Raw genomic sequence first — 20,715 nt, 5'->3', positions numbered from 1 at the left:
GCTAAACTTACATTCTATGTAATTGTATGAAAGTATGCATGACCATTATAGCATGATTATTTCTTTTTTTGGAAAGACAATAATTGGGTTTTGTGCTAAGTATTATGCATCTTACAGCACCTCCATTTTTTTTAACCAAAAAAATGTTGAATCATGTCGTTTTTCCTGATATACTACTTAATACGTCAAAAGCAAAGCTCTTTGCGGGTGTAGTTTAGTGGTAAAACCTCAGCCTTCCAAGCTGATGACGAGGGTTCGATTCCCTTCACCCGCTCCATACATACCAACGCAGTATCTCGTGGATCTGACCACGAGGTGTTGCGTTTTTTATTGTTCAGCCTACTGGCTGGGTGTATGATAGGTTTAAACAGAAAGCTGATCGGCAATCGATTAACATACAACTTAAGCAAAGCGAGGTATTTAACTTATGAATAAACTTTTGCAAACGTTGAAGCGAATCGATGGGAACAGTTATAAAGCATATAAAGACATTAGGGGAACTTATGAATTCAACAATTTCACATTGTATATAGATCACGTTCAAGGAGACCCCTTTGCAGCTCCCTCAAAAATCAGACTTGTGATCCCGACAGACAAGCGAGCGCTGAAAGACAATTGGTTTCAAGAGCGTTACCGTCAAACAGCTGCAGAAGACACACTGGCCCGATCCGTAAGCAAAGCCATTCGCCATAACCGAACAACGGTAAAAGGTTCAGGTAAAAGCGGACGTATTCAATTTGACGCCCCTCACCAGGAAGTGCTGGAAAGAAGTGCAGTGCAGATTACTCCTGAAAAAATTACCGTATGTCTGTCAGTAGGGCTGCCTGCTAACGGACGCCGTATCAACGGCGGAGAAGCGATCAAACTGTTAACGGATGCGATGATCGATATTATGAAGCATTCCATTTTAACAGTAAAAGATGAAACGATTGAATCGGCTGTACAGCTTGCTGATCAGCAACAGGCGATTCGAAAAGAAATGTCAGATAAAGGCTGGATTGCTTTTATTGCTAATGGATCGATTCTCCCTAGGGAAAGCGGTATTAGTGACAGACCAATGAACAATGCAGTCCCCTTTCAAAGTCCGCCTGAACTGGAAACGGAGATTTCTGTGCCTCATCAAGCGTCCCCTGTAAAAGGGATGGCTGTCGGAAAAGGGATCACATTAATCGTGGGAGGCGGCTACCACGGAAAAAGCACCCTTCTGCAAGCGATTGAGCGTGGTATTTACCATCATATAGCTGAAGATGGTAGGGAATATGTTCTGACGGACCCTGATGCAGTTAAAATCCGGGCAGAAGATGGACGAAATATAACGGGGGTTAACATTTCACCTTTCATTAATAATTTGCCTCATGGACAGGACACGCATAACTTTTCGACTGAGAATGCAAGCGGGAGCACATCACAAGCTGCGAACGTCATGGAGGCGCTTGAAACAGGTGCATCAATCCTTCTTGTCGATGAAGATACAAGTGCGACGAACTTTATGATCAGAGACCACCGTATGCAGGAGTTGGTTCATAAAGATAAAGAACCGATCACCCCGTTCATTCAGAAAATCAAACAACTATCTGATGACCTTGACGTGTCCACCATGCTCGTCATGGGTGGTTCGGGTGATTATTTCTCTGTTGCAGATACTGTTATTATGATGGATGAATATTTGCCTTATGATGTCACCCAGCAAGCTAAGAAGATTATGGAGGCAGATCCATTAAAACAGAACATCAATACTGACTCAACATTCGGTCCAATCACGCACCGGTCATTTGACCCGAAAACACTGCAAACTCAAAAAGGCAAACGTTCTAAGACACAAGCTAAGGGACAGACCCATATTTTAATGGGGCGCACGGATATTTCTTTCAATGAAACGGAACAACTTGTGGATGCATCCCAGACACGCATGATTGCTGAAATCATCCAGCATTTGGAACAACGAGGTAGCTTGAAAGGACAAACGCTAAATGACATGCTTGACGAGATTGAAAGCCAGATCGATCAAAAAGGCCTGGCATCATTTACACCTTTTCCAAAGCAGCACCCAGGTGACTTGGCACGTCCTCGCCGGCATGAAATCGCAGCAGTGTTTAACCGGATGCGCACAGCCCTGGTGATACAAGCCTAACGTACAAAAACTACCGAACAATCGAAAGGAGGTGCCCCGATGTCTGAAGCATCATTGAAAAAGAAGATTATTGCTTACAGTAAATCAATTGGCATTGATAAGATCGGTTTTACGACAGCTGACGTTTTTACAGCATTAAAAAACAGACTGAAAGAACAGCAAGAACTTGGCTATCAATCTGGATTTGAAAAAGGGAGTATTGAAGAACGAACCGAACCAAAACGTTTGTTCACAGAAGCTCAGTCGATCCTTTCGATTGCCATCGCCTATCCCTCCCGTATGCCGAATCCGCCAAAAGGTGAAAAAGGCAACCGCCGGGGCATCTTCTGCCGTGCCTCATGGGGCACAGATTATCATGTTGTGTTAAGAGATAAATTAGAGCAGCTTGCTGCTTTTATTAAAGAACAGAAACCAGAAGCAGAAACCAAAATTATGGTAGACACAGGCGAGTTATCTGATCGCGCTGTAGCTGAACGGGCAGGTATTGGCTTCAGCGGAAAAAACACAGCCATTATCACACCGGAATTCGGCTCATATGTATATTTGGGAGAAATGCTGACAAATATTTCTTTTGAACCGGATCAGCCGCTTGAAGATGGCTGTGGAGATTGTACGAAATGCCTGGATGCCTGCCCAACAGGTGCGCTCATTGAAGGCGGCCGGCTGAATGCCCAGAAGTGTCTGGCGTTTCTAACCCAAACAAAGGATTTTCTTCCAGATGATTACCGCTCCAAAATCGGAAATGCCCTGTACGGATATGATACATGTCAGGTTGTTTGCCCTTATAATAAGAAAGTGGACTTTCACCTGCATCCAGAACTTGAACCAGAACCCGAGGTGGCTAAACCAAAACTTGTACCGCTTTTGACGATTTCCAACAGACAGTTTAAAGTAACATTTGGACACGTGGCCGGCTCATGGCGGGGTAAAAAACCTTTGCAGCGCAATGCTCTATTGGCTCTTGCTCATTATAAAGAAACAACTGCTGTTCCTGACATCATTCATGTAATGACCGAGGATGTACGACCTGTGATGCGTGGCACTGCAGCCTGGACGCTTGGCAAAATAGGGACAGATGAAGCATTTGCTGCTATAAAAAAAGCAATGGAAAATGAAACAGATGAAGATGTTCTATTTGAAATGGACAAGGGGCTCCAATTTGAAGCCAGCCACTTACAAGCGGATAAAGCGAGGGAGTGAGGGGAAACGATGAAGTTGCTATACAAAGAGACGAGAACGCCACTTGGTCCAATAACAATAGCTGGAAGTGACACCCATGTGGTGCGGATCGACTATGGACCTTATTCTGATCTGAAACCAGTCTGGGATTCGTGGAGCAGCCGGCAGATCGGAAGTACAGATTTTTTACCGAATTCCAATAATGCCATTGATCTAGCAGCGGCTGAACTTGGGGACTATTTTGAGGGGAAGCTGTTTAATTTCTCGTTCCCTTTTTATTACTATGGAACAGACTTTCAGAAAAAAGTGTGGCAGGCACTTTATATGACGCTTCCCTATGGGGGCACCAGATCCTATAAAGACATTGCTGAAATCATTAACAAGCCAAAAGCAGTCCGGGCTGTAGGTGGTGCGGTTAATAAAAATCCATTGTCGATCGTTGTCCCATGTCATCGTGTAGTCGGAAAAAAAGGCGGGCTTGTTGGCTACAATGGGGGACTTGATAAAAAGGAGTTCCTTCTGAAACATGAACAAGAACAACTAGACCGCGTGTCTTTGCACAGGTCTTAAATTATAAATATGTGCAAGCCCTCCCGGCATAAATATAAAGGGGAGGGATTGCAATTGGACCAACTTCAGAATATCTGGATGCGTATGTTTGAGAATGAAAATAAGCGTGATGCGTGGTGGCATAAAAAGTGTACGGTGTACCACCAAAGAGGATATGAAATGCTTCGAGTGCGGGGACGCGGGGAATTGTATCGAATTTTGCGTTATGCCCCCACTGCTGAACATGAATATCTTATGCATCTGTCCATTCTCTTGAAAAAAAGGGATCACTTTTATATTGAAGAGCTTTCGGTTCCTTTTGTTTTTAATGTGGAAAGAGGAAACGTTGTTCATCACCGGATATGCGGGATTTCGTCAGCGGATGAGGAGACATCGCCAGTGCTGACAAGGGAAATAAGCCCTGAAGCACATCAAAGGTTCACCTATGATCGACAGGCTGCTGTGAAATATGCTGAGCGGTGGTGGAACAGCTATAACCCCGCATATCGGCGCTTCGATGTGGATTGTACAAATTATGTTTCCCAATGCCTGTATGCTGGAGGCGCGCCAATGCATGGCGCCCCTAAACGGGATAGAGGCTGGTGGTATCAAGGCGACAATTGGAGTTACAGCTGGTCTGTCGCCCATTCGCTGCGGTGGTATCTAAGTGGGGCAACACAAGGTCTTAAAGGGTCGGAAGTCAGTGAGGCGAGTGAATTGGAGCTGGGAGACATTATTTGCTATGATTTCCAGGGCGACGGCAGGTGGGACCACAACACCATAGTTGTCAGCAAAGACAATAACGGCATGCCTCTCGTCAACGCCCACACAGATAACAGCCGCATGCGTTACTGGTCATACGAAGACTCTCTAGCCTGGACCCCCGACACCCAGTACAAATTCTTCCACATCGGCTGACACACCCTTATATGCGTACTAAGACACAAACAGCGAACGAACGAAGAATTGTATGACTGCTTCTGGCATCCGCTCTGGGAAAACACTGCACTTTCCGCGAGCGCTGCTGAGCCTCGTGCCCACAGGAAGTGGATCATGAAGGCTTTGCGACAAGACGTCGCGTTCTTAGCCTTCCTTCCCCTATACCATGCTGTGGGGTTTCACCGAGGTTTATTTTCCCGCTGGAGTCTCCGTGTTTTCTCCGAGCTTGATTTGCCTGGTTACTTTACGGGTGTTGTTGATTGATGATTTTTAGGTAGGAATAATATATAGATGAGATGAAAGTGAGAGGTTTTTATGGGGCTTCATATTGTGTTATATCAACCAGAGATTCCGGCTAATACGGGGAATATATCTCGAACATGTCATGCTACGAATGCTACACTGCATTTGGTTCATCCGCTTGGTTTTTCTACAGATGACCGGATGTTGCGGCGGGCGGGGCTCGACTACTGGAAAGATGTGGATATCAAGGAATATCCAGCAATCGATGACGTGTACCGTACATACCCGCACGGTGACTTTTATTATATCGAAAACTTCGGCACCCGGCATTACACTGATTTCGATTTCAGTGATTCTAATAAAGACTGGTTTTTTGTATTCGGCAGGGAGACCAATGGTATTCCACACGAATTGCTTAAAGGTAAAGAAGATAAATGCCTGCGTGTCCATATGAATGACAAAGTGAGAAGTCTTAACTTGTCCAACACTGCTGCTGTCATAGTCTACGAAGTATTGCGCCAACAGAATTTTCCAGGCCTTTCTTAAAAAACACCATCAAAAAACTGCCGTACAGGATAATCTGCACCGGCAGTTTTTAACTTTTTACTATTGATTCTTTTTAGGAACGCCGGGTTTGGCTTCATAACCAGACGTGAAACAAGATGTAAGGAATACAACGATTACGCCAGCTAAAAGGGCAAGCTTCATGAAATTAGCCTCCTTTGATCAACCTTTATGTATTTAATATAAGTGCTTTTTGCTTCAGTTATGTGTCTATTATAACGGAAAAAATGCTCCTTGTGAACCAAGAACCATTTAATCTCGCTGAAACCGTATATTTTTTTAAAAAAATCCCTTTTCGCAGGTCTTTGATCCACTGGGAAATAAACATTGAATAAATAAGTGATATTAGTTGATGAAATAAGTCATCAAGCCTATAATGAGATATGGATTTGAACACTTTCCACCGAAAGAAATGTTAACGACTATTGGGGGTATAGACGTGGCACAGAATGAAGAATCTTATGACAGATTCTGGGGGGATTTTCACGGCCCGAACCGAGGGTATGTTGAAGAACAATATGAACTTTACAAGGAAGATCCAGATGCTGTTGAATCATCGATTAGAGCGGTGTTTGAAAAGCACGGTGCTCCAGATTGGCTAAAAGGTGCCGCTGGATCGTCCCAGGATACACAACCTGCTACATCAATCGAACAAGTAAAAACACTTACCTCGGCAATGAAACTTGTGGAGGCCATCCGTCGTTACGGACATCTCGAAGCAAAAATTTATGCTGTAAGTGAAGAAGACCGTCAAAGTAATCTTGTTCAACCGGAATCATACGGACTGACGGAAGACGAACTGCGTAATATCCCGGCCAATTGGCTTTGGGAAGAAGCGCCAAACGGTGTTGATAATGGTCTTGATGTTGTAAAACATTTAAAAGAACGTTATTCCGGACCTATTACATTTGAATTTGATCATGTTAATAGCGATGAAGAGCGGCAATGGCTGCTCGAACGAATTGAAACAGGCGCCCACCAATTTGACCCATCAAATGACGAGCAAAAACAATTGCTGGAGCGTCTCGCGCAGGTTGAAGGCTTTGAACAATTTTTGCAAAAAACATTTGTTGGCCAAAAACGGTTCTCGATTGAAGGACTGGAAGCAATGGTTCCGATGCTTGACCGTATTGTCAAGTACGCAACGCGGGACAACGTCGAACACATCATGATGGGTATGGCGCATCGTGGTCGTTTAAGTGTGCTTGCACATGTACTTGGTAAACCTTTTGACAGGATTTTTTCTGAATTCCAGCATTCACCGGATAAAGAATTGGTTCCATCTGAAGGTTCAACCGGTATTAATTATGGCTGGACAGGTGATGTGAAGTATCATTTCGGTGCTGTCAAAGAAGTTCAGGGCGGAGATGAAACGACTACCCGCATTACGCTCGCCAATAATCCGTCACACTTGGAGTTTGTTAACCCTGTTGTAGAAGGATTTGCACGTGCCGGGCAAGACAATCGCCTTGAAAAAGGCTATCCGAAACAGGACTTTAATCAAGCACTTCCTGTTCTGATCCATGGTGATGCTGCTTTTATTGGTGAAGGGGTAGTTGCTGAGACGTTGAACTTAAGCAATTTGCCTGGTTATGACACGGGTGGTTCCGTTCATATTATTGCCAACAACCTTGTAGGCTATACGACAAACCGCCATGAAGGCCGGTCTACACGGTATGCCAGTGATCTGGCCAAAGGATTTGAAATTCCGATTATTCACGTGAATGCTGATGATCCTGTCGCGTGTATTCAGGCTGTTAAGATCGCCTATGATTACAGACAAACATTCAAAAAGGATTTTCTAATTGATCTTGTAGGTTATAGAAGATATGGTCACAATGAAATGGATGAACCGCGGACCACACAGCCGCAGTTGTACCAAATTATAGATGAGCATCCGACCGCAGCACATATCTTTGCTGAAAGACTTGAGGTTGATGGTGTTATTGATAAGGATCATTTCGAGCAAGTGAAGAGAAATGCTCAGGAAGAGCTGCGCAACGTATATGATGGCATGAAGGAAACGGAATCAAGCAAACTCGAGCCGCTCACGATGCCAAAAGCGCTGACGAATAGTCTGGAAGATTATGATACCACTTATCCGCTTGAAAAACTGAAACAACTAAATCAAGGCTTATTGAAGCGGCCAGAAGGGTTTACACCGTTCAAGAAACTGGAAAAAATCCTTAAACGCCGTGAAAAAATGCTTGATGAAGGGAATAAAGCAGACTGGGGTGCCGGAGAGGCTCTCACATATGCTTCTATTTTGAGTGACGGTATTCCAATTAGGCTAACAGGTCAAGATTCTGAACGTGGCACATTTGCGCATCGTCATCTGGTTTTGCATGACGTTAAGACAGGCGACACGTATTGTCCACTCCACGGTATTGAAGAGGCACAGGCTTCATTTGACATTCGTAACAGTCCATTATCCGAGGCAGGCGTACTCGGGTTCGAATACGGGTATAGTGTACAATCACCAGAAACACTTGTAATCTGGGAAGCTCAATTTGGTGATTTTGCCAATGCGGGCCAAGTCATTTTTGACCAATTCATTTCATCAGCTCGTGCAAAATGGGGGGACATTTCCAATATGGTCATGCTTCTGCCACACGGGTATGAGGGACAGGGCCCTGAACATTCCAGCGCACGTCTTGAGCGTTTCTTGCAAATGGCTGCCGAGAATAACTGGATTGTTGCAAATGTAACATCATCTGCACAATTCTTCCATTTGATGCGACGTCAGGCATCTATGCGTGGACGTGAGGAAGCCCGTCCATTGGTGGTTATGTCACCTAAAAGTCTATTAAGAAACCAGCGTGTGGCCTCTTCTGCAGAAGAATTTTCAGAAGGCAGCTTTAGGCCGTTGCGTGACCAACCGAATCTTAAAGTCTCCAAGAAAAATGCTAAACGGCTGTTGATTGGATCCGGTAAAGTGATGGTTGATGTTGAAGAAGCGATAGACGAAGCAGATGAATCATTTGAGTGGCTCAGAGCCTTAAGACTTGAACAAATTTATCCATTCCCAGCTAAAGAACTGGAAAAAGAACTGAAGGCACTGCCAAATTTGGAAGAGATTGTTTGGATACAGGAAGAACCTAAAAACATGGGCAGCTGGGATTTCGTTGATGATTATCTCCGCGATCTTCTTAAAGAGGGTCAAACGCTGCGTTATGTTGGCCGTCCTGATCGATCTTCTCCTGCTGTCGGAGAACCAAATGTGCATAAAGCTGAACAGAATCAAATCATACAAGAAGCGATAAACCCGTCCAAAGGAGGAAATTCCAGTGAAAGAAATTAAAATTCCAGAACTGGCTGAGTCAATTACGGAAGGGACCATTTCACAATGGTTAGTTAAAAAAGGAGAAAAGGTTGAGAAAGGCGATCCAATCGTTGAACTTGAAACAGACAAAGTCAACGTCGAAGTCAATTCCGATTATGCAGGTGTATTGGCTGAGGTTCTTCATGAAGAGGGCGACGATGTTGAAGTTGGCGATGTGATTGCCAAGGTTGACGAGAATGGTGAAGCAGGAGGCGAAGATACGTCCTCTGAAACAACAGAAGAAAAGACATCTGACGCTTCTGATGCCAAAGAAACTGAACCAGCCAAAACTGAGGAAAAAGAAGAAACTTCCCAGTCTAAGCAGGAAACATCAGAAACAGAATCTGAGGGATCAGATAAAGAAGTCGTTGCTTCACCTGCAGCACGTAAACGGGCACGCGAGCTGGGCATAGATCTGAGTTCCGTAAAACCGCGTGATCCACTCGGCCGTGTTCGTCCAGAAGATGTGGACGAAGCAGCCCGCACAAAAGAAGAGGCAAAATCTGCACCTAAAAAAGAAACAAAGAGCAAGGAAGACAAATCCAAGAGCAGCGAGAAAACAGAATTCTCAAAGCCAGTTGAGCGTGTGAAAATGTCGCGTCGCCGTCAGACAATCGCCAACCGTCTTGTTGAAGCACAGCAAGGAGCTGCAATGCTGACAACATTTAACGAAGTCGATCTGACCGAAGTGATGAAACTTCGCAGCCAACGCAAAGACAAGTTCTTGGAAAAGCACGATGTTAAACTTGGTTTCATGTCGTTCTTTACAAAAGCTGTCGTCGGTGCTTTGAAAGACTTCCCGCTTTTAAATGCTGAAATTCAAGGCAACGAAATCGTCATGAAACAATTTTACGATATTGGCATTGCCGTATCAACGGAAGATGGGCTTGTTGTGCCTGTTGTTCGCGACGCGGACCGTCTGGATTTTGCCGGTGTTGAAAAAGAAATTGGCAAACTCGGCAAAAAAGCACACGACAACAAACTTGCCTTGAGTGATTTACAAGGCGGGACGTTTACCATTACAAATGGTGGCATCTTTGGGTCAATGCTGTCTACGCCAATCCTGAATGCTCCACAAGTCGGTATTCTTGGGATGCACAACATTCAGAAACGTGCTATGGTTATGCCAGATGATTCCATTGAAGTGCGCCCGATGATGTATATCGCACTTTCTTATGATCATAGAATTGTTGACGGCAAAGACGCTGTTCAATTCCTTGTTAGAGTAAAAGAGCTGTTGGAAGATCCTTATGATTTATTGCTCGAAGGATAATAAGATCGAAAAAACCTGTCAGGACTTGTCCTGACAGGTTTTTTCATCCCGAGCGCCGATAAAACCTCCCGAGCGCCGATATTTTCATTCTGTGCTTCCTTTTTGTTGGATTTTCCATTATCATTGAAGATGGTTCGTTTAAAACACAGCTCCATCTTTGGAGTCCGCTAATTAGAGAAGGGGCCAACATTTATGAAGCATAAACATATTTTATTTACAGGCGGGGGAACTGCAGGGCATGTTATGGTCAACCTGGCACTTATCCCCGTTTACCAGAAAGATGGCTGGTCGATTGATTACATCGGATCACACGACGGCATTGAAAAAAAACTGATTGAACCACTTGAAGGCGTTACATATCATAGTATTTCCACCGGTAAGCTTCGTCGCTATATGTCCAAAGAAAATTTCAAAGATCCTTTTAAAGTGATAAAAGGGGTCATGCAAGCATGGCGGATCATAGGACGCACAAAGCCGGCAGTCATATTTTCTAAAGGCGGTTTTGTATCTGTTCCCGTCGTTCTCGCCGCAAAATTACGCGGGGTACCCACAATTATTCATGAATCTGATTTTACACCAGGGCTTGCCAATAAGATTGCAATTCCATTTGCTAAGAAAGTTTTGGCCACATTCCCCGAAACAGTGAAATACTTGCCAGATAACAAAGCTGAATATGTCGGAGCAGTTATTCGTGATGAATTATTTCAGGGAAATCGCAGCAAGGGTCTCGAGCTCGCGGGACTGAATGAGGAAAAACCTGTCCTTCTCGTCATGGGCGGCAGTGGTGGTGCCCAAATTATCAATGAAAAAGTGCGGCAAACCCTTGATGACCTGCTGAAAGACTTTCAAATTATTCATATCTGTGGTCAGGGAAAAGTTGATCAAACTATTGATAGAAAAGGGTACGCCCAATTCGATTATGTAAATGAAACGCTGAAAGACATACTGGCAGCAAGTGATTTTGTCCTGTCCAGAGCAGGTGCCAACGCGATTTTTGAATTCCTGGCGCTTGAGAAACCAATGCTCCTGATCCCATTGTCACGCCAAGCAAGCCGGGGCGATCAAATCATTAATGCTGAATCATTCAAAGACAAACAATATGCCCGTGTTCTTGAAGAAGAAGAACTGACTGAAATCCGCTTGGCCGAAGAACTCACACGTCTCAAAGAAACTGCACCGGTCATGCGGGATCACATGAAGGCGTACCGAAGCGACAAGGCAAAGGACAAAGTAATCAACATTATTAATCAGACTAGTAAATAATAAAAGGATCTGCCCAAATAAATGGAGCAGATCCTTTTACTATTTAGAATTGAAATCGGTAACACGTCGTATTTGTTAGAATGTTGTACGATAAGTAGCTATAGCTGATGATACATACAATAATTGGACATTATAGCCAAATATGCGAGAATATACGGCTTTAACGTGCTTGCTATATCAAAAAGAACTTTGGCATAATTAAACATAACCTGAATGACATCAGGAAAAAAGTCTCATAGGAGTGGATCATGCGAAAATACAGTTTAATAGTTCTAATATGCATCATCGTGTTAACAGGCTGCGGTGTTAATGCGGATGGAAAGCTTGATAAAATTGTTCTGGCAGATGCCCAGTGGAACAGCCTTCAAATCCATAACGAAATTGCCTCCACCATTATTGAAGAGGGCTATGGAATAGAAACGGAAGAAATGACAGGTTCAACAACAGCAACCATACAAGGTTTACGTGAGGGCAACATCCACGTTTATATGGAATTCTGGACTGATAATTTCGCTGATTTGTATGAGAAAGCAATGGAAGCAGGCGATATCGAAGTCGTTTCCGTTAACTTTGATGATAATAAGCAAGGGTTATACGTCCCGACATATGTCATTGAAGGGGATGAAGAGAGAGGCATTTCTCCGATGGCACCTGATTTGAAAACGGTTGAAGATCTTAAGAAGTATCCGGATGTATTTGAAGACCCAGAAGACCCTGGAAAGGGAAGAGTGATCAGTTCCCCAAGTGCATGGGAAGAGGTGGATACCGCAATATCAGCCAAATTTGACCATTATGGGTTAGATGAAACCTTCAATAAATTCCTGCCCGGATCAGATGCTGCAATTGCAACGTCATTGGCAGGCGCCTATGAGAAAGGCAAAGCATGGGTTGGGTATTACTGGGAACCAACAGCTGTGACAGCGAAGTACGATCTGACACTGCTGGAAGAACCAGAATACGATGAGGCGGAATGGAAGGAAACAAAAGGCACAGAATTTCCGCCAAACGATGTGGTCGTTGCCGTTCATAAAGATTTTCGTGAAAAAGCGCTTGAGGTTGCTGAGTTTCTTGATCACTACGAAACAAGCAGCGAGCTAACGGAAGAAGCGTTGAAATATATGGATGAAAACGATGCGACAGCTGAAGAAACTGCAGCCTGGTGGATGAAGCAACATGCCGATGTGTGGACTTCTTGGCTACCAGAAGACATTAGCAGCAAAGTTCAAGAAGCTCTCAACATAAATTAACGCTTTCAAAAACTCGAAACACTGCTGTTTATGCATCGTTCCGGGTATTTTGATGTTATTATATCATGTTATCATGACATATTTGGTGTTAATGGAAGGATTTATAATAATTAGGCTAAAATTTCCTTAATAAGTGCTGATTCCTCGGGTTTATGAAGGATTATCACCAAATACTAACTGTTAGCTGGTTTGAGTATTATGTGGAAATTGTATATTATTTTAACTAGTCCAACCCATCCTCTATGCTTTCTTCTTTTCATCATTATCCAACTTCATTATATTTTCGTAGAGCGGTAGTGTAATAGAGAAGCAAATCAGACTTCAGGAACAAGACAGAAAAAGTCAAGAATGCTCTAATTTCTTATAAGAGCAGCTGACCAATCTGGTTGGCTGTTTCTTCTTTACGGATGAATTTAAAAACTGTACAAAGAGAGGTGAAACGGCTGCACAAGATGCTGCAGTCTGCCCATGTTCGATTTTCCTGATATAAGAACGAATATCGGTGATTACGTTAATGATTTTGTGAAATTCTTAGACAGTACGTTTGAAGGTTTATTTGAATTTATCTTTTTTGTTGCTTCTCGTACCATAAATGGCATTGATGATTTCCTTGTGATGCTGCCCTGGTGGTTGTTTATTGCTATTATCATATTGCTGGGCTGGTATTTTAAATCGGTTTTGTCAGGTGTACTCTATGGTTTTTTTGTCTTCCTAATTGGTTCTTTCGGTTTATGGGAAGACATGATGACAACGATCGCGATCATTCTGGCTGCCGTCTTAATTTGCTTGATTTTGGGGATTCCAGTCGGGGTTTGGATGGCCTTCAGTCAGCGATTTTCGACTATTTTCACACCTGTGCTTGATGCCATGCAGACGATGCCGAGCTTTGTGTATCTCATTCCAGCAATATTCTTTTTTGGACTTGGAAACGTTTCAGCGATCTTTGCTACTTTGATCTATGCATTACCGCCGGTTATACGTCTTACCGAACTCGCTATACGCGGTGTAGACAAGGAAGTTGTTGAATCAGCTCAATCATTTGGTTCTTCCAGATGGCAAACGCTTAAGAAGGTTCAACTTCCTCAAGCTCTGCCGACAATAATGGCTGGAGTGAATCAGACGACTATGATGGCGCTTGCGATGGTGGTTATCGCCTCCATGGTTGGTGCTAAAGGTCTTGGTGAACAAGTCCTTATATCGATTAACCGGATTGATATTGCACTTGGTTTTGAAGCAGGAATCAGTATTGTATTTTTGGCCATTATTATCGACCGGATTACAAATGGTGTTGCGGATAAATTTCAGAAACACAGGAGGGTGGCTAAATGAGTCATATCAGACTTGAACACGTCTCTAAAGTCTTTGGTCCGAAACCAAAATCAGTTCTGCCCATGGTGGAGCAAGGGGCATCTAAAGAAGAGATTCTTACTGATACCGGTCACACAGTCGGTGTATATGATGCTTCGTTAGAAATTGATCATGGAGAGGTCTTTGTGATTATGGGCCTGTCCGGCAGCGGTAAATCAACATTGATCAGATGTTTCAATTTACTGAACAAGCCGACAGCGGGATCTATTTATATTGATGATGAAGATATTACGACATATAAAAATAACGAACTTAAAGAAGTCCGCCAGAAAAAAGTAGCGATGGTATTCCAGCATTTCGGCTTATTTAACCACCGAACCATTATTGGCAATGTAGAGTATGGACTTGAAATTAGACAGATGGCAAAAGAAGAGCGTCGTGAAATTGCCATGAAAAATATTGAGATCGTTGGGCTGAAAGGATATGAAGATAAATATCCGGATGAACTCTCAGGTGGTATGCAACAGCGTGTTGGCTTGGCGCGTGCACTTGCCAATGACCCGGATATTTTGCTGATGGATGAGCCTTTCAGTGCTTTAGACCCTCTAATCAGAAGGGAGATGCAGCTGGAACTGTTAGATATTCAAAATCGTCTTCAGAAAACAATTGTTTTTATTACACATGATGTAAATGAAGCCTTCAAGTTAGGAGACCGTGTCGCTGTAATGAAAGACGGGCGTGTTGTCCAGGTTGGAACGCCTGAAGAGATTATCGAATCACCGGCAAACGAATATATTTCGGAGTTTATTAAAGATATTGATCGGTCAAAAGTTTTTCAGGCTGAACATATTATGACGAAGCCAAACGCGCTCGTTTCAGTAAAAGACGGTTTAAAAGTGGCAATTAAGGAAATGGAAGAAAACGGTATATCCAGTGTGTTCGTTGTGGATCGAAGCAGAAAACTGCAAGGTCTTGTGACAATAGACGATGCTGTTGAAGGGATCAATCAAAAGAAGCAACTCATTGATGTGCTTCGTAAAGACATTACTACCGTTAAAAAAGAGGAGTATGTGAGTGAACTGATCCCGAAAGCACTGGAATCCTCGTTTCCGCTCGTTGTGACAGACGAAACTGATCGTGTGGAAGGTATAATCCTTAGAGTGCATGTAATGTCTGGTCTTGTTGCAGAGGATATTGATGAAAGTGAAGAATATAAGTCAAATGGAAATGATCAACAAGTACAGCCATAAGCTGTACTTGTTTTTTTAGGTATTTATACCTTATTAGAGAAACACTTAAATAAGCTGAATGACTCATTTTTTTAAAATGTTAAAAAACTGCTTGTGATACGAAGCGGATCATGATAAAGTAAAGGCACAGACTCGGAAGGGGTGATTTTATGGAACGTTTTGTCAGAAGTTGTCGCTTGTGCAAACGTGAAATGGAAGCCAGTCCATTTACCATGTGTCGGGAATGTTTACAGGATAGTGAACGTATTCGTCAATATACCTTAAGTCATCCGCACGCTTCTGTAGATGAAATTGCCGAGTCAACAGCTGTTTCTTATAGTAAAGTTCTCAACATGATTCAACTTGGGATGAGTACTAAGAAACCTGCTGAACCTACTTCGCAACAATGAGGATGAGCTGAGAATAGGCATAGTAGTCCGATGAGAAGAGCTGAGAGCAAAGCTGTTCTCTTCTTTTTGTGTCAATAAACACTGCCCCCAGGGTTACATTCAGTTCCAACGTCGTCCTGGGGTGAACAAGTTGTTTCCATTTCGAAAAATCCTTTACTTTTAGAAAATGATTGGCTATACTTAGCTGAGCATATATTGAAAGGTGGCCATACAAAATGAAAAGTTTGAGAATCCCACAATGTATTTCTAAAACTGCATATTTTGTTATGGCCTCTTCAAAACTATAGTCGTTTATCAAAAAAACTGTATTCAATAGGCCACATATGTGTGGCCTTGTAATTTATGGGCATGCGTCACAGACGTATGCTTTTTTCTTTTTGAAAGTGTAGGTGATTTAGCTTGTTTCATGTATTTAAAAAACTGGATTGGTTTTTCAAACAATATTGGAAGAGGTATCTATTTGCCGTTGTTGCGTTGATTACAGCAAGTGCCATTGGATTAATCCCTCCAAAACTGGTGGCTATGTGATCGATCAGATCCAATTTGATACTTTAACGATGGCTCTTTTGACATCTGTAATCCTTGGTTACATTACATTGACGCTCTTACATTACGCTATTTCTTTCCTTTGGGATTACACACTATTTGGCGGTGCGGTTATACTCGAGCGCTCAATGCGCAGCATGTTAATGGATCACTTTCTTAATATGTCTCCCACTTTTTTCGGCAAATACCGAACAGGGGACTTGATGGCACGTTCGACCAATGACTTGAAAGTGATCTCTCTGACTGCTGGATTCGGAATCTTGACCCTTGTGGATTCAACGACATTTATGCTGATGCTTGTTGCTATGATGGGTTTCACCATTAGCTGGTCCTTAACGCTAGCCGCACTTATTCCGCTTCCCATTATGGCACTCATCATGAATAAATATGGGACAGCGATCCACTCACGCTTTACAGAGGCTCAAGCGGCTTTTAGTGATTTGAACAACAATGTCCTTGAATCGATAAAAGGGGTTCGTGTCATTCGAGCTTTTGTTCAGGAAGAGCGTGATCAACAACGGTTTGAAAGTATGACAGAACATGTTTATGAGAAAAACATGCAGGTTGCCAAAATTGAAGCATTATTTGAACCGACAATGAAGATTCTCGTTGGCTTCTCTTATACAATTGGTCTTGGCTACGGAGCGATTCAGGTCTTTGAAAATAAGATATCTCTCGGTGATCTGGTGACATTCAACGTGTACCTTGGCATGCTAATCTGGCCAATGTTTGCTGTCGGTGAGTTAATCAATATTTTGCAGCGGGGGAATGCCTCCCTAGACAGGGTGAATCAAACATTGCATTATAAACCGGATGTAACGGATGTTGGCCACCCGACACTTGTCAACAAACCCACATCAATTGATATTGCACATCTAAGTTTTTCTTACATAGGAACTGGGGTTAACCAATTAACCGATTTGAATCTTTGCGTGCGTGAGGGAGATACCATTGGTGTTGTCGGTAAGACTGGTGCAGGTAAAACAACTTTGTTCAAACTGCTGCTTAGACAATACCCCCGTTATACAGGCTCAATTGAGATTGCTGGTGTTGAATTATCACGCATCCGACTTACTGACATCCGTTCATGGATTGGATATGTTCCACAAGATCAAATGATGTTCTCCAAAACCATTCGGGAAAACATACAATTCGGCAAAGCTGATGCTACTGATCAAGAGATTTTTCGAGTAATGGAGCTCGCTCATTTTCTGGATGACATTAAAGCCTTGCCCAAAGGTCTGGATACAGAGGTCGGGGAAAGTGGTGTGACGCTTTCAGGCGGCCAGAAACAGCGTGTGGCCCTGGCACGGGCGTTTATTAAAGATCCTGATATTTTAATATTGGATGATGCCTTATCTGCTGTGGACGGTAAAACCGAAGCGAATATCATTGCCCATCTGCGAAAAGAGCGCCAGAGTAAAACAACGTTTATCGCAGCCCACCGGTTATCAGCCGTTCGGCATGCAGACCAGATTATTGTGATTGAAAACGGAAAAATCACTGAAAAGGGAACTCATGACACACTCATGGGTGAAGGCGGCTGGTATAGTCGACAGTATATTCAACAGCAGCTTGAAGGGTCAGATGAGGAGGTGGAGCAGTGAAAAAACGTTCTGCTGAGATGCGGTTGATGCGCTATGCCTGGTCGTTTAGAAAAGGCATCTTAATTGGAATCGTTTGCCTTGTCATTGCGACAGCATTAGAACTGGCAGGTCCGCTGATCGCCAAGACCGTCATCGATGACCATATTCTAGGGGTGGAAGGGGAATGGTCTCAGGTTAAAGTTGAAAATGACCGGTATACGGTCGAATATGATAATCAATTGTATAAACGAACGGATCGTATTAAAGGCGAAGAAACAACTGGAAAGGTTACCATTCTGCAAGCAGACAGAAGTTACTACATGGTGGACGAAGCAGTCCCACTTAATGGCAAACGCTCTGTAAAAGACGGGGTTATTTCGATTGAAACCGGCGAAACTACCCAAACCTTTTCAGGGGAGAGGTTATCCTTAAAAGACATGTATCCATTTTTCAAGCCTGAGCAAAAGCCCATATTATTATTGCTAGGTTTGTATATGGGGCTGCTTCTGATTGCAGGGGTGTTTCAGTATTACCAGACTTACAAGCTTCAGGAAGCGTCCAATCGTATTGTGCAACAAATGCGAAATGATATTTTCGCACATACGGAGCGCATTCCGATCGACTATTATGTTAATGAACCGGCTGGAGCGATTGTCTCGAGGGTAACGAATGATACAGAAGCAATCAGGGATTTATACGAACGGGTTCTATCCATTGTTGTAGCGAGTTTGATCTATATGGCAGGAATATTTGTCGCTTTATTTATTCTCGATGCGAAACTAGGTGCCTTTTCCTTGGTCCTCATTCCCATTATATTTGGATGGATGAGAGCGTATAAGGCTTTTGGAACCCGTTATAACACGGTTATTCGCTCGACGATCAGCTCCCTGAATGCTCATATTAATGAAGCCATCCAAGGCATGCCAATTATCCAGGCTTTCTTAAGACAAAAAGCAACCAAACAGGAATTCGACGTACTTAATGAACGTCATTACACATATCAGCGTAAATTGGTGAAACTAAATGCATTGACTTCTTATAACCTCGTTACAGTCATCCGTAATTTAGCATTTGTTGGGTTCATCTGGTATTTCGGTATATTTTCCTTTGAGCCGGAAGCTCTTTTATCAATTGGAATGCTCTATGCGGTGGTTGATTTGCTGAACAGGCTGTTTGAGCCTGTGACTGATATTGTTAACCAGCTTCCCCTCATTGAACAGGCACGGGTAGCTGGACGGCGTGTATTTGAACTGATGGATCATGAAGGAGAAACGATTAATAACACAGAAGTGGCCAAATACCGGGGTCATATTCGATTTGACGATGTATCTTTCAGTTATAATGAAACGGATTATGTGCTCAATCATATTACTCTTGAGATTAAACCAGGCCAGACGGCTGCTTTCGTCGGTCATACCGGTTCAGGCAAGAGTTCGATCATGAATCTGCTGTTCCGTTTTTATGATCCGCAGCATGGCGCGATTACAATCGATGGACAGGACATTCAAAAATGTTCTCGACAACAGGTCAGACACCACATGGGCATCGTGTTACAGGATCCGTTCTTGTTCAGCGGCACCATTCTTTCTAATGTCACATTAAATGATGAAACTGTATCTCAAGATAAGGCTATAGCGGCTTTAAAAGCTGTCGGTGCAGATCACTTTATTGAAAAACTGCCTCAGGGGTATGACGAACCAGTATCGGAAGGCGGGAAGAGCTTTTCTTTGGGGGAACGACAACTGATTTCATTTGCGAGAGCTTTGGCATTTGACCCCGCTGTTCTGATTCTTGACGAAGCCACGGCGAACATTGATACAGAGACTGAAATGATCATTCAAAAAGCCCTCGATGTTTTAAAAGAAGGCCGCACAACATTGGTCATTGCTCATCGATTATCGACCATTCAGCAGGCAGATGCGATTTTTGTGCTTGAAAGTGGTAGAATAGTGGAACAAGGAAATCACGCTGTTTTGATCGGCCAAAAAGGAATCTATTACCATATGTATCAAATGCAGCAAGGCCAGTCGAAGCACGTGAATTAACTACCTGGACAGGGTGATGGCATGACACATCATAAACAGGATGAGCATGATATTATCGATGAAGACTTGTATGAGGAATTTGATGATGAGGAATTATATGAACTGGTTGAGGCCGAACGCCAAAAAGCATTAAATCGAGCACGTGAAGAGCGGCACAACCCCAAACCGAAACGTCCTTTTCCAAAATGGGTCTTCTGGATCATTGCGATGGCGATGGTATTAAATATTATGGCGCTTCTGCCCCAGACATTCGCATTACCGGTGTTTGATTTCATAAAAACATCTGCAAGTTTATCTTCTCAGGATGATATTCAGGCCTATAAAAAAGCTGTCGCAGTGGTTGAAACCGAAGATGGGCGCGGAACCGGGTTTGCCATATCTCAAGACGGAAAACTAATTACGAATCATCATGTGATCGAAGGACAAGATGAAGTAACGGTTGCTTTTCCAGATGAAGGACTGTACAGAGCAGAGGTCATACAAACCAATCCTGACATTGATCTGGCAATCCTTCAAGTGATCGATTCAGGGCAATCATTTCCACATCTTAACCTTGCAAAAGAAACCACTTTTAAGGATCATGAAAACGTTTATTTTATCGGTAACCCATTGAGGTTTCAAGGTATAGCAAACGAAGGTGAAGTGCTTGGTTATACCGAGCTGTCTGGCTGGGAAGAACCGGTTCTTATGATTAAAGCTCCGATTTATAATGGTAACAGCGGGAGCCCAGTAATCCGGCATAATGGGCAGGTGATTGGAGTTGTATTTGCAACATTGAACCATGATGATAAGGGGAAAGTTGGACTCGTTGTACCAATCGATTATTATTATAAGTACTTTGAACACTAAAAGCCAGCTGTTATTGGGAACAGCTGGCTTTG

14 protein-coding genes, 1 tRNA gene and 1 pseudogene are annotated in these 20,715 nt (G+C 43.1%); all 16 read left to right on the top strand.

The annotated features are described in order from the left end of the window. Window positions 1-203: 203 nt before the first annotated feature. A tRNA-Gly gene (locus JNUCC1_RS02180) sits at window positions 204-277 on the top strand. A 150-nt stretch (window positions 278-427) separates the two neighbouring features. Then, window positions 428-2,131, top strand: a complete 1,704-nt coding sequence (locus tag JNUCC1_RS02175; protein WP_156643791.1) for an ABC-ATPase domain-containing protein — start codon at window positions 428-430, stop codon at window positions 2,129-2,131. A gap of 39 nt (window positions 2,132-2,170) precedes the next feature. Then, complete coding sequence (gene queG / locus JNUCC1_RS02170; protein ID WP_156643790.1) at window positions 2,171-3,331, top strand: tRNA epoxyqueuosine(34) reductase QueG; 1,161 nt, start codon at window positions 2,171-2,173, stop codon at window positions 3,329-3,331. 9 nt (window positions 3,332-3,340) lie between these two features. After that, complete coding sequence (locus tag JNUCC1_RS02165; RefSeq protein WP_156643789.1) at window positions 3,341-3,880, top strand: methylated-DNA--[protein]-cysteine S-methyltransferase; 540 nt, start codon at window positions 3,341-3,343, stop codon at window positions 3,878-3,880. A 54-nt stretch (window positions 3,881-3,934) separates the two neighbouring features. Next, complete coding sequence (locus JNUCC1_RS02160) at window positions 3,935-4,777, top strand: amidase domain-containing protein (RefSeq protein ID WP_231746947.1); 843 nt, start codon at window positions 3,935-3,937, stop codon at window positions 4,775-4,777. A gap of 336 nt (window positions 4,778-5,113) precedes the next feature. After that, window positions 5,114-5,587 (top strand): tRNA (cytidine(34)-2'-O)-methyltransferase, encoded by a 474-nt coding sequence (locus tag JNUCC1_RS02155; protein WP_156643788.1) that lies wholly within the window; start codon window positions 5,114-5,116, stop codon window positions 5,585-5,587. 457 nt (window positions 5,588-6,044) lie between these two features. Continuing rightward, window positions 6,045-8,906 carry a 2-oxoglutarate dehydrogenase E1 component gene (locus JNUCC1_RS02150; RefSeq protein ID WP_331713566.1) on the top strand — a complete coding sequence of 954 codons (2,862 nt, stop codon included), beginning with the start codon at window positions 6,045-6,047 and terminating at the stop codon, window positions 8,904-8,906. Beyond that, the gene (gene odhB, locus JNUCC1_RS02145; protein ID WP_331713565.1) at window positions 8,893-10,200 is read left to right on the top strand and encodes a 2-oxoglutarate dehydrogenase complex dihydrolipoyllysine-residue succinyltransferase; all 1,308 of its coding nucleotides are present in this window, start codon (window positions 8,893-8,895) and stop codon (window positions 10,198-10,200) included. The genes JNUCC1_RS02150 and odhB overlap by 14 nt, the downstream gene beginning before the upstream one ends. Window positions 10,201-10,392: 192 nt before the next feature. Next, a complete protein-coding gene (locus JNUCC1_RS02140; protein WP_156643787.1) occupies window positions 10,393-11,463 on the top strand; it encodes an undecaprenyldiphospho-muramoylpentapeptide beta-N-acetylglucosaminyltransferase in 1,071 nt (356 codons plus the stop codon). Between the two features lie 248 nt (window positions 11,464-11,711). Further along, the gene (locus JNUCC1_RS02135) at window positions 11,712-12,710 is read left to right on the top strand and encodes an ABC transporter substrate-binding protein (protein WP_156643786.1); all 999 of its coding nucleotides are present in this window, start codon (window positions 11,712-11,714) and stop codon (window positions 12,708-12,710) included. A 468-nt stretch (window positions 12,711-13,178) separates the two neighbouring features. Next, window positions 13,179-14,039 carry an ABC transporter permease gene (locus JNUCC1_RS02130; protein ID WP_156643785.1) on the top strand — a complete coding sequence of 287 codons (861 nt, stop codon included), beginning with the start codon at window positions 13,179-13,181 and terminating at the stop codon, window positions 14,037-14,039. Beyond that, complete coding sequence (locus JNUCC1_RS02125) at window positions 14,036-15,268, top strand: quaternary amine ABC transporter ATP-binding protein (RefSeq protein ID WP_156643784.1); 1,233 nt, start codon at window positions 14,036-14,038, stop codon at window positions 15,266-15,268. The genes JNUCC1_RS02130 and JNUCC1_RS02125 overlap by 4 nt, the downstream gene beginning before the upstream one ends. A 149-nt stretch (window positions 15,269-15,417) precedes the next feature. Next, window positions 15,418-15,657 (top strand): hypothetical protein, encoded by a 240-nt coding sequence (locus JNUCC1_RS02120; RefSeq protein WP_156643783.1) that lies wholly within the window; start codon window positions 15,418-15,420, stop codon window positions 15,655-15,657. 399 nt (window positions 15,658-16,056) lie between these two features. Next, a pseudogene (locus JNUCC1_RS02115) lies at window positions 16,057-17,810 on the top strand (ABC transporter ATP-binding protein). Between the two features lie 17 nt (window positions 17,811-17,827). Then, entirely contained in the window at window positions 17,828-19,834 is a 2,007-nt protein-coding gene (locus tag JNUCC1_RS02110) for an ABC transporter ATP-binding protein (protein ID WP_156645356.1), read from the top strand. Window positions 19,835-19,855: 21 nt separating this feature from the next. Beyond that, complete coding sequence (locus tag JNUCC1_RS02105; protein WP_156643782.1) at window positions 19,856-20,683, top strand: S1 family peptidase; 828 nt, start codon at window positions 19,856-19,858, stop codon at window positions 20,681-20,683. Window positions 20,684-20,715 lie beyond the last annotated feature (32 nt).

This window comes from Lentibacillus sp. JNUCC-1 (assembly GCF_009741735.1).
Taxonomy (GTDB): Bacteria; Bacillota; Bacilli; order Bacillales; family Amphibacillaceae; genus Lentibacillus_B.
Note: the sequence above shows the minus strand (reverse complement) of the source record. Positions and strands in the feature narration are given on the sequence as shown.

Coding starts and splice junctions, on each gene's coding strand:
- JNUCC1_RS02175 (WP_156643791.1), top strand. CDS start 428: ATGAATAAACTTTTGCAAACGTTGAAGCGAATCGATGGGAACAGTTAT.
- JNUCC1_RS02105 (WP_156643782.1), top strand. CDS start 19,856: ATGACACATCATAAACAGGATGAGCATGATATTATCGATGAAGACTTG.
- JNUCC1_RS02125 (WP_156643784.1), top strand. CDS start 14,036: ATGAGTCATATCAGACTTGAACACGTCTCTAAAGTCTTTGGTCCGAAA.
- JNUCC1_RS02110 (WP_156645356.1), top strand. CDS start 17,828: ATGCGGTTGATGCGCTATGCCTGGTCGTTTAGAAAAGGCATCTTAATT.
- JNUCC1_RS02140 (WP_156643787.1), top strand. CDS start 10,393: ATGAAGCATAAACATATTTTATTTACAGGCGGGGGAACTGCAGGGCAT.
- JNUCC1_RS02165 (WP_156643789.1), top strand. CDS start 3,341: ATGAAGTTGCTATACAAAGAGACGAGAACGCCACTTGGTCCAATAACA.
- JNUCC1_RS02130 (WP_156643785.1), top strand. CDS start 13,179: ATGTTCGATTTTCCTGATATAAGAACGAATATCGGTGATTACGTTAAT.
- JNUCC1_RS02120 (WP_156643783.1), top strand. CDS start 15,418: ATGGAACGTTTTGTCAGAAGTTGTCGCTTGTGCAAACGTGAAATGGAA.
- JNUCC1_RS02135 (WP_156643786.1), top strand. CDS start 11,712: ATGCGAAAATACAGTTTAATAGTTCTAATATGCATCATCGTGTTAACA.
- queG (WP_156643790.1), top strand. CDS start 2,171: ATGTCTGAAGCATCATTGAAAAAGAAGATTATTGCTTACAGTAAATCA.
- JNUCC1_RS02155 (WP_156643788.1), top strand. CDS start 5,114: ATGGGGCTTCATATTGTGTTATATCAACCAGAGATTCCGGCTAATACG.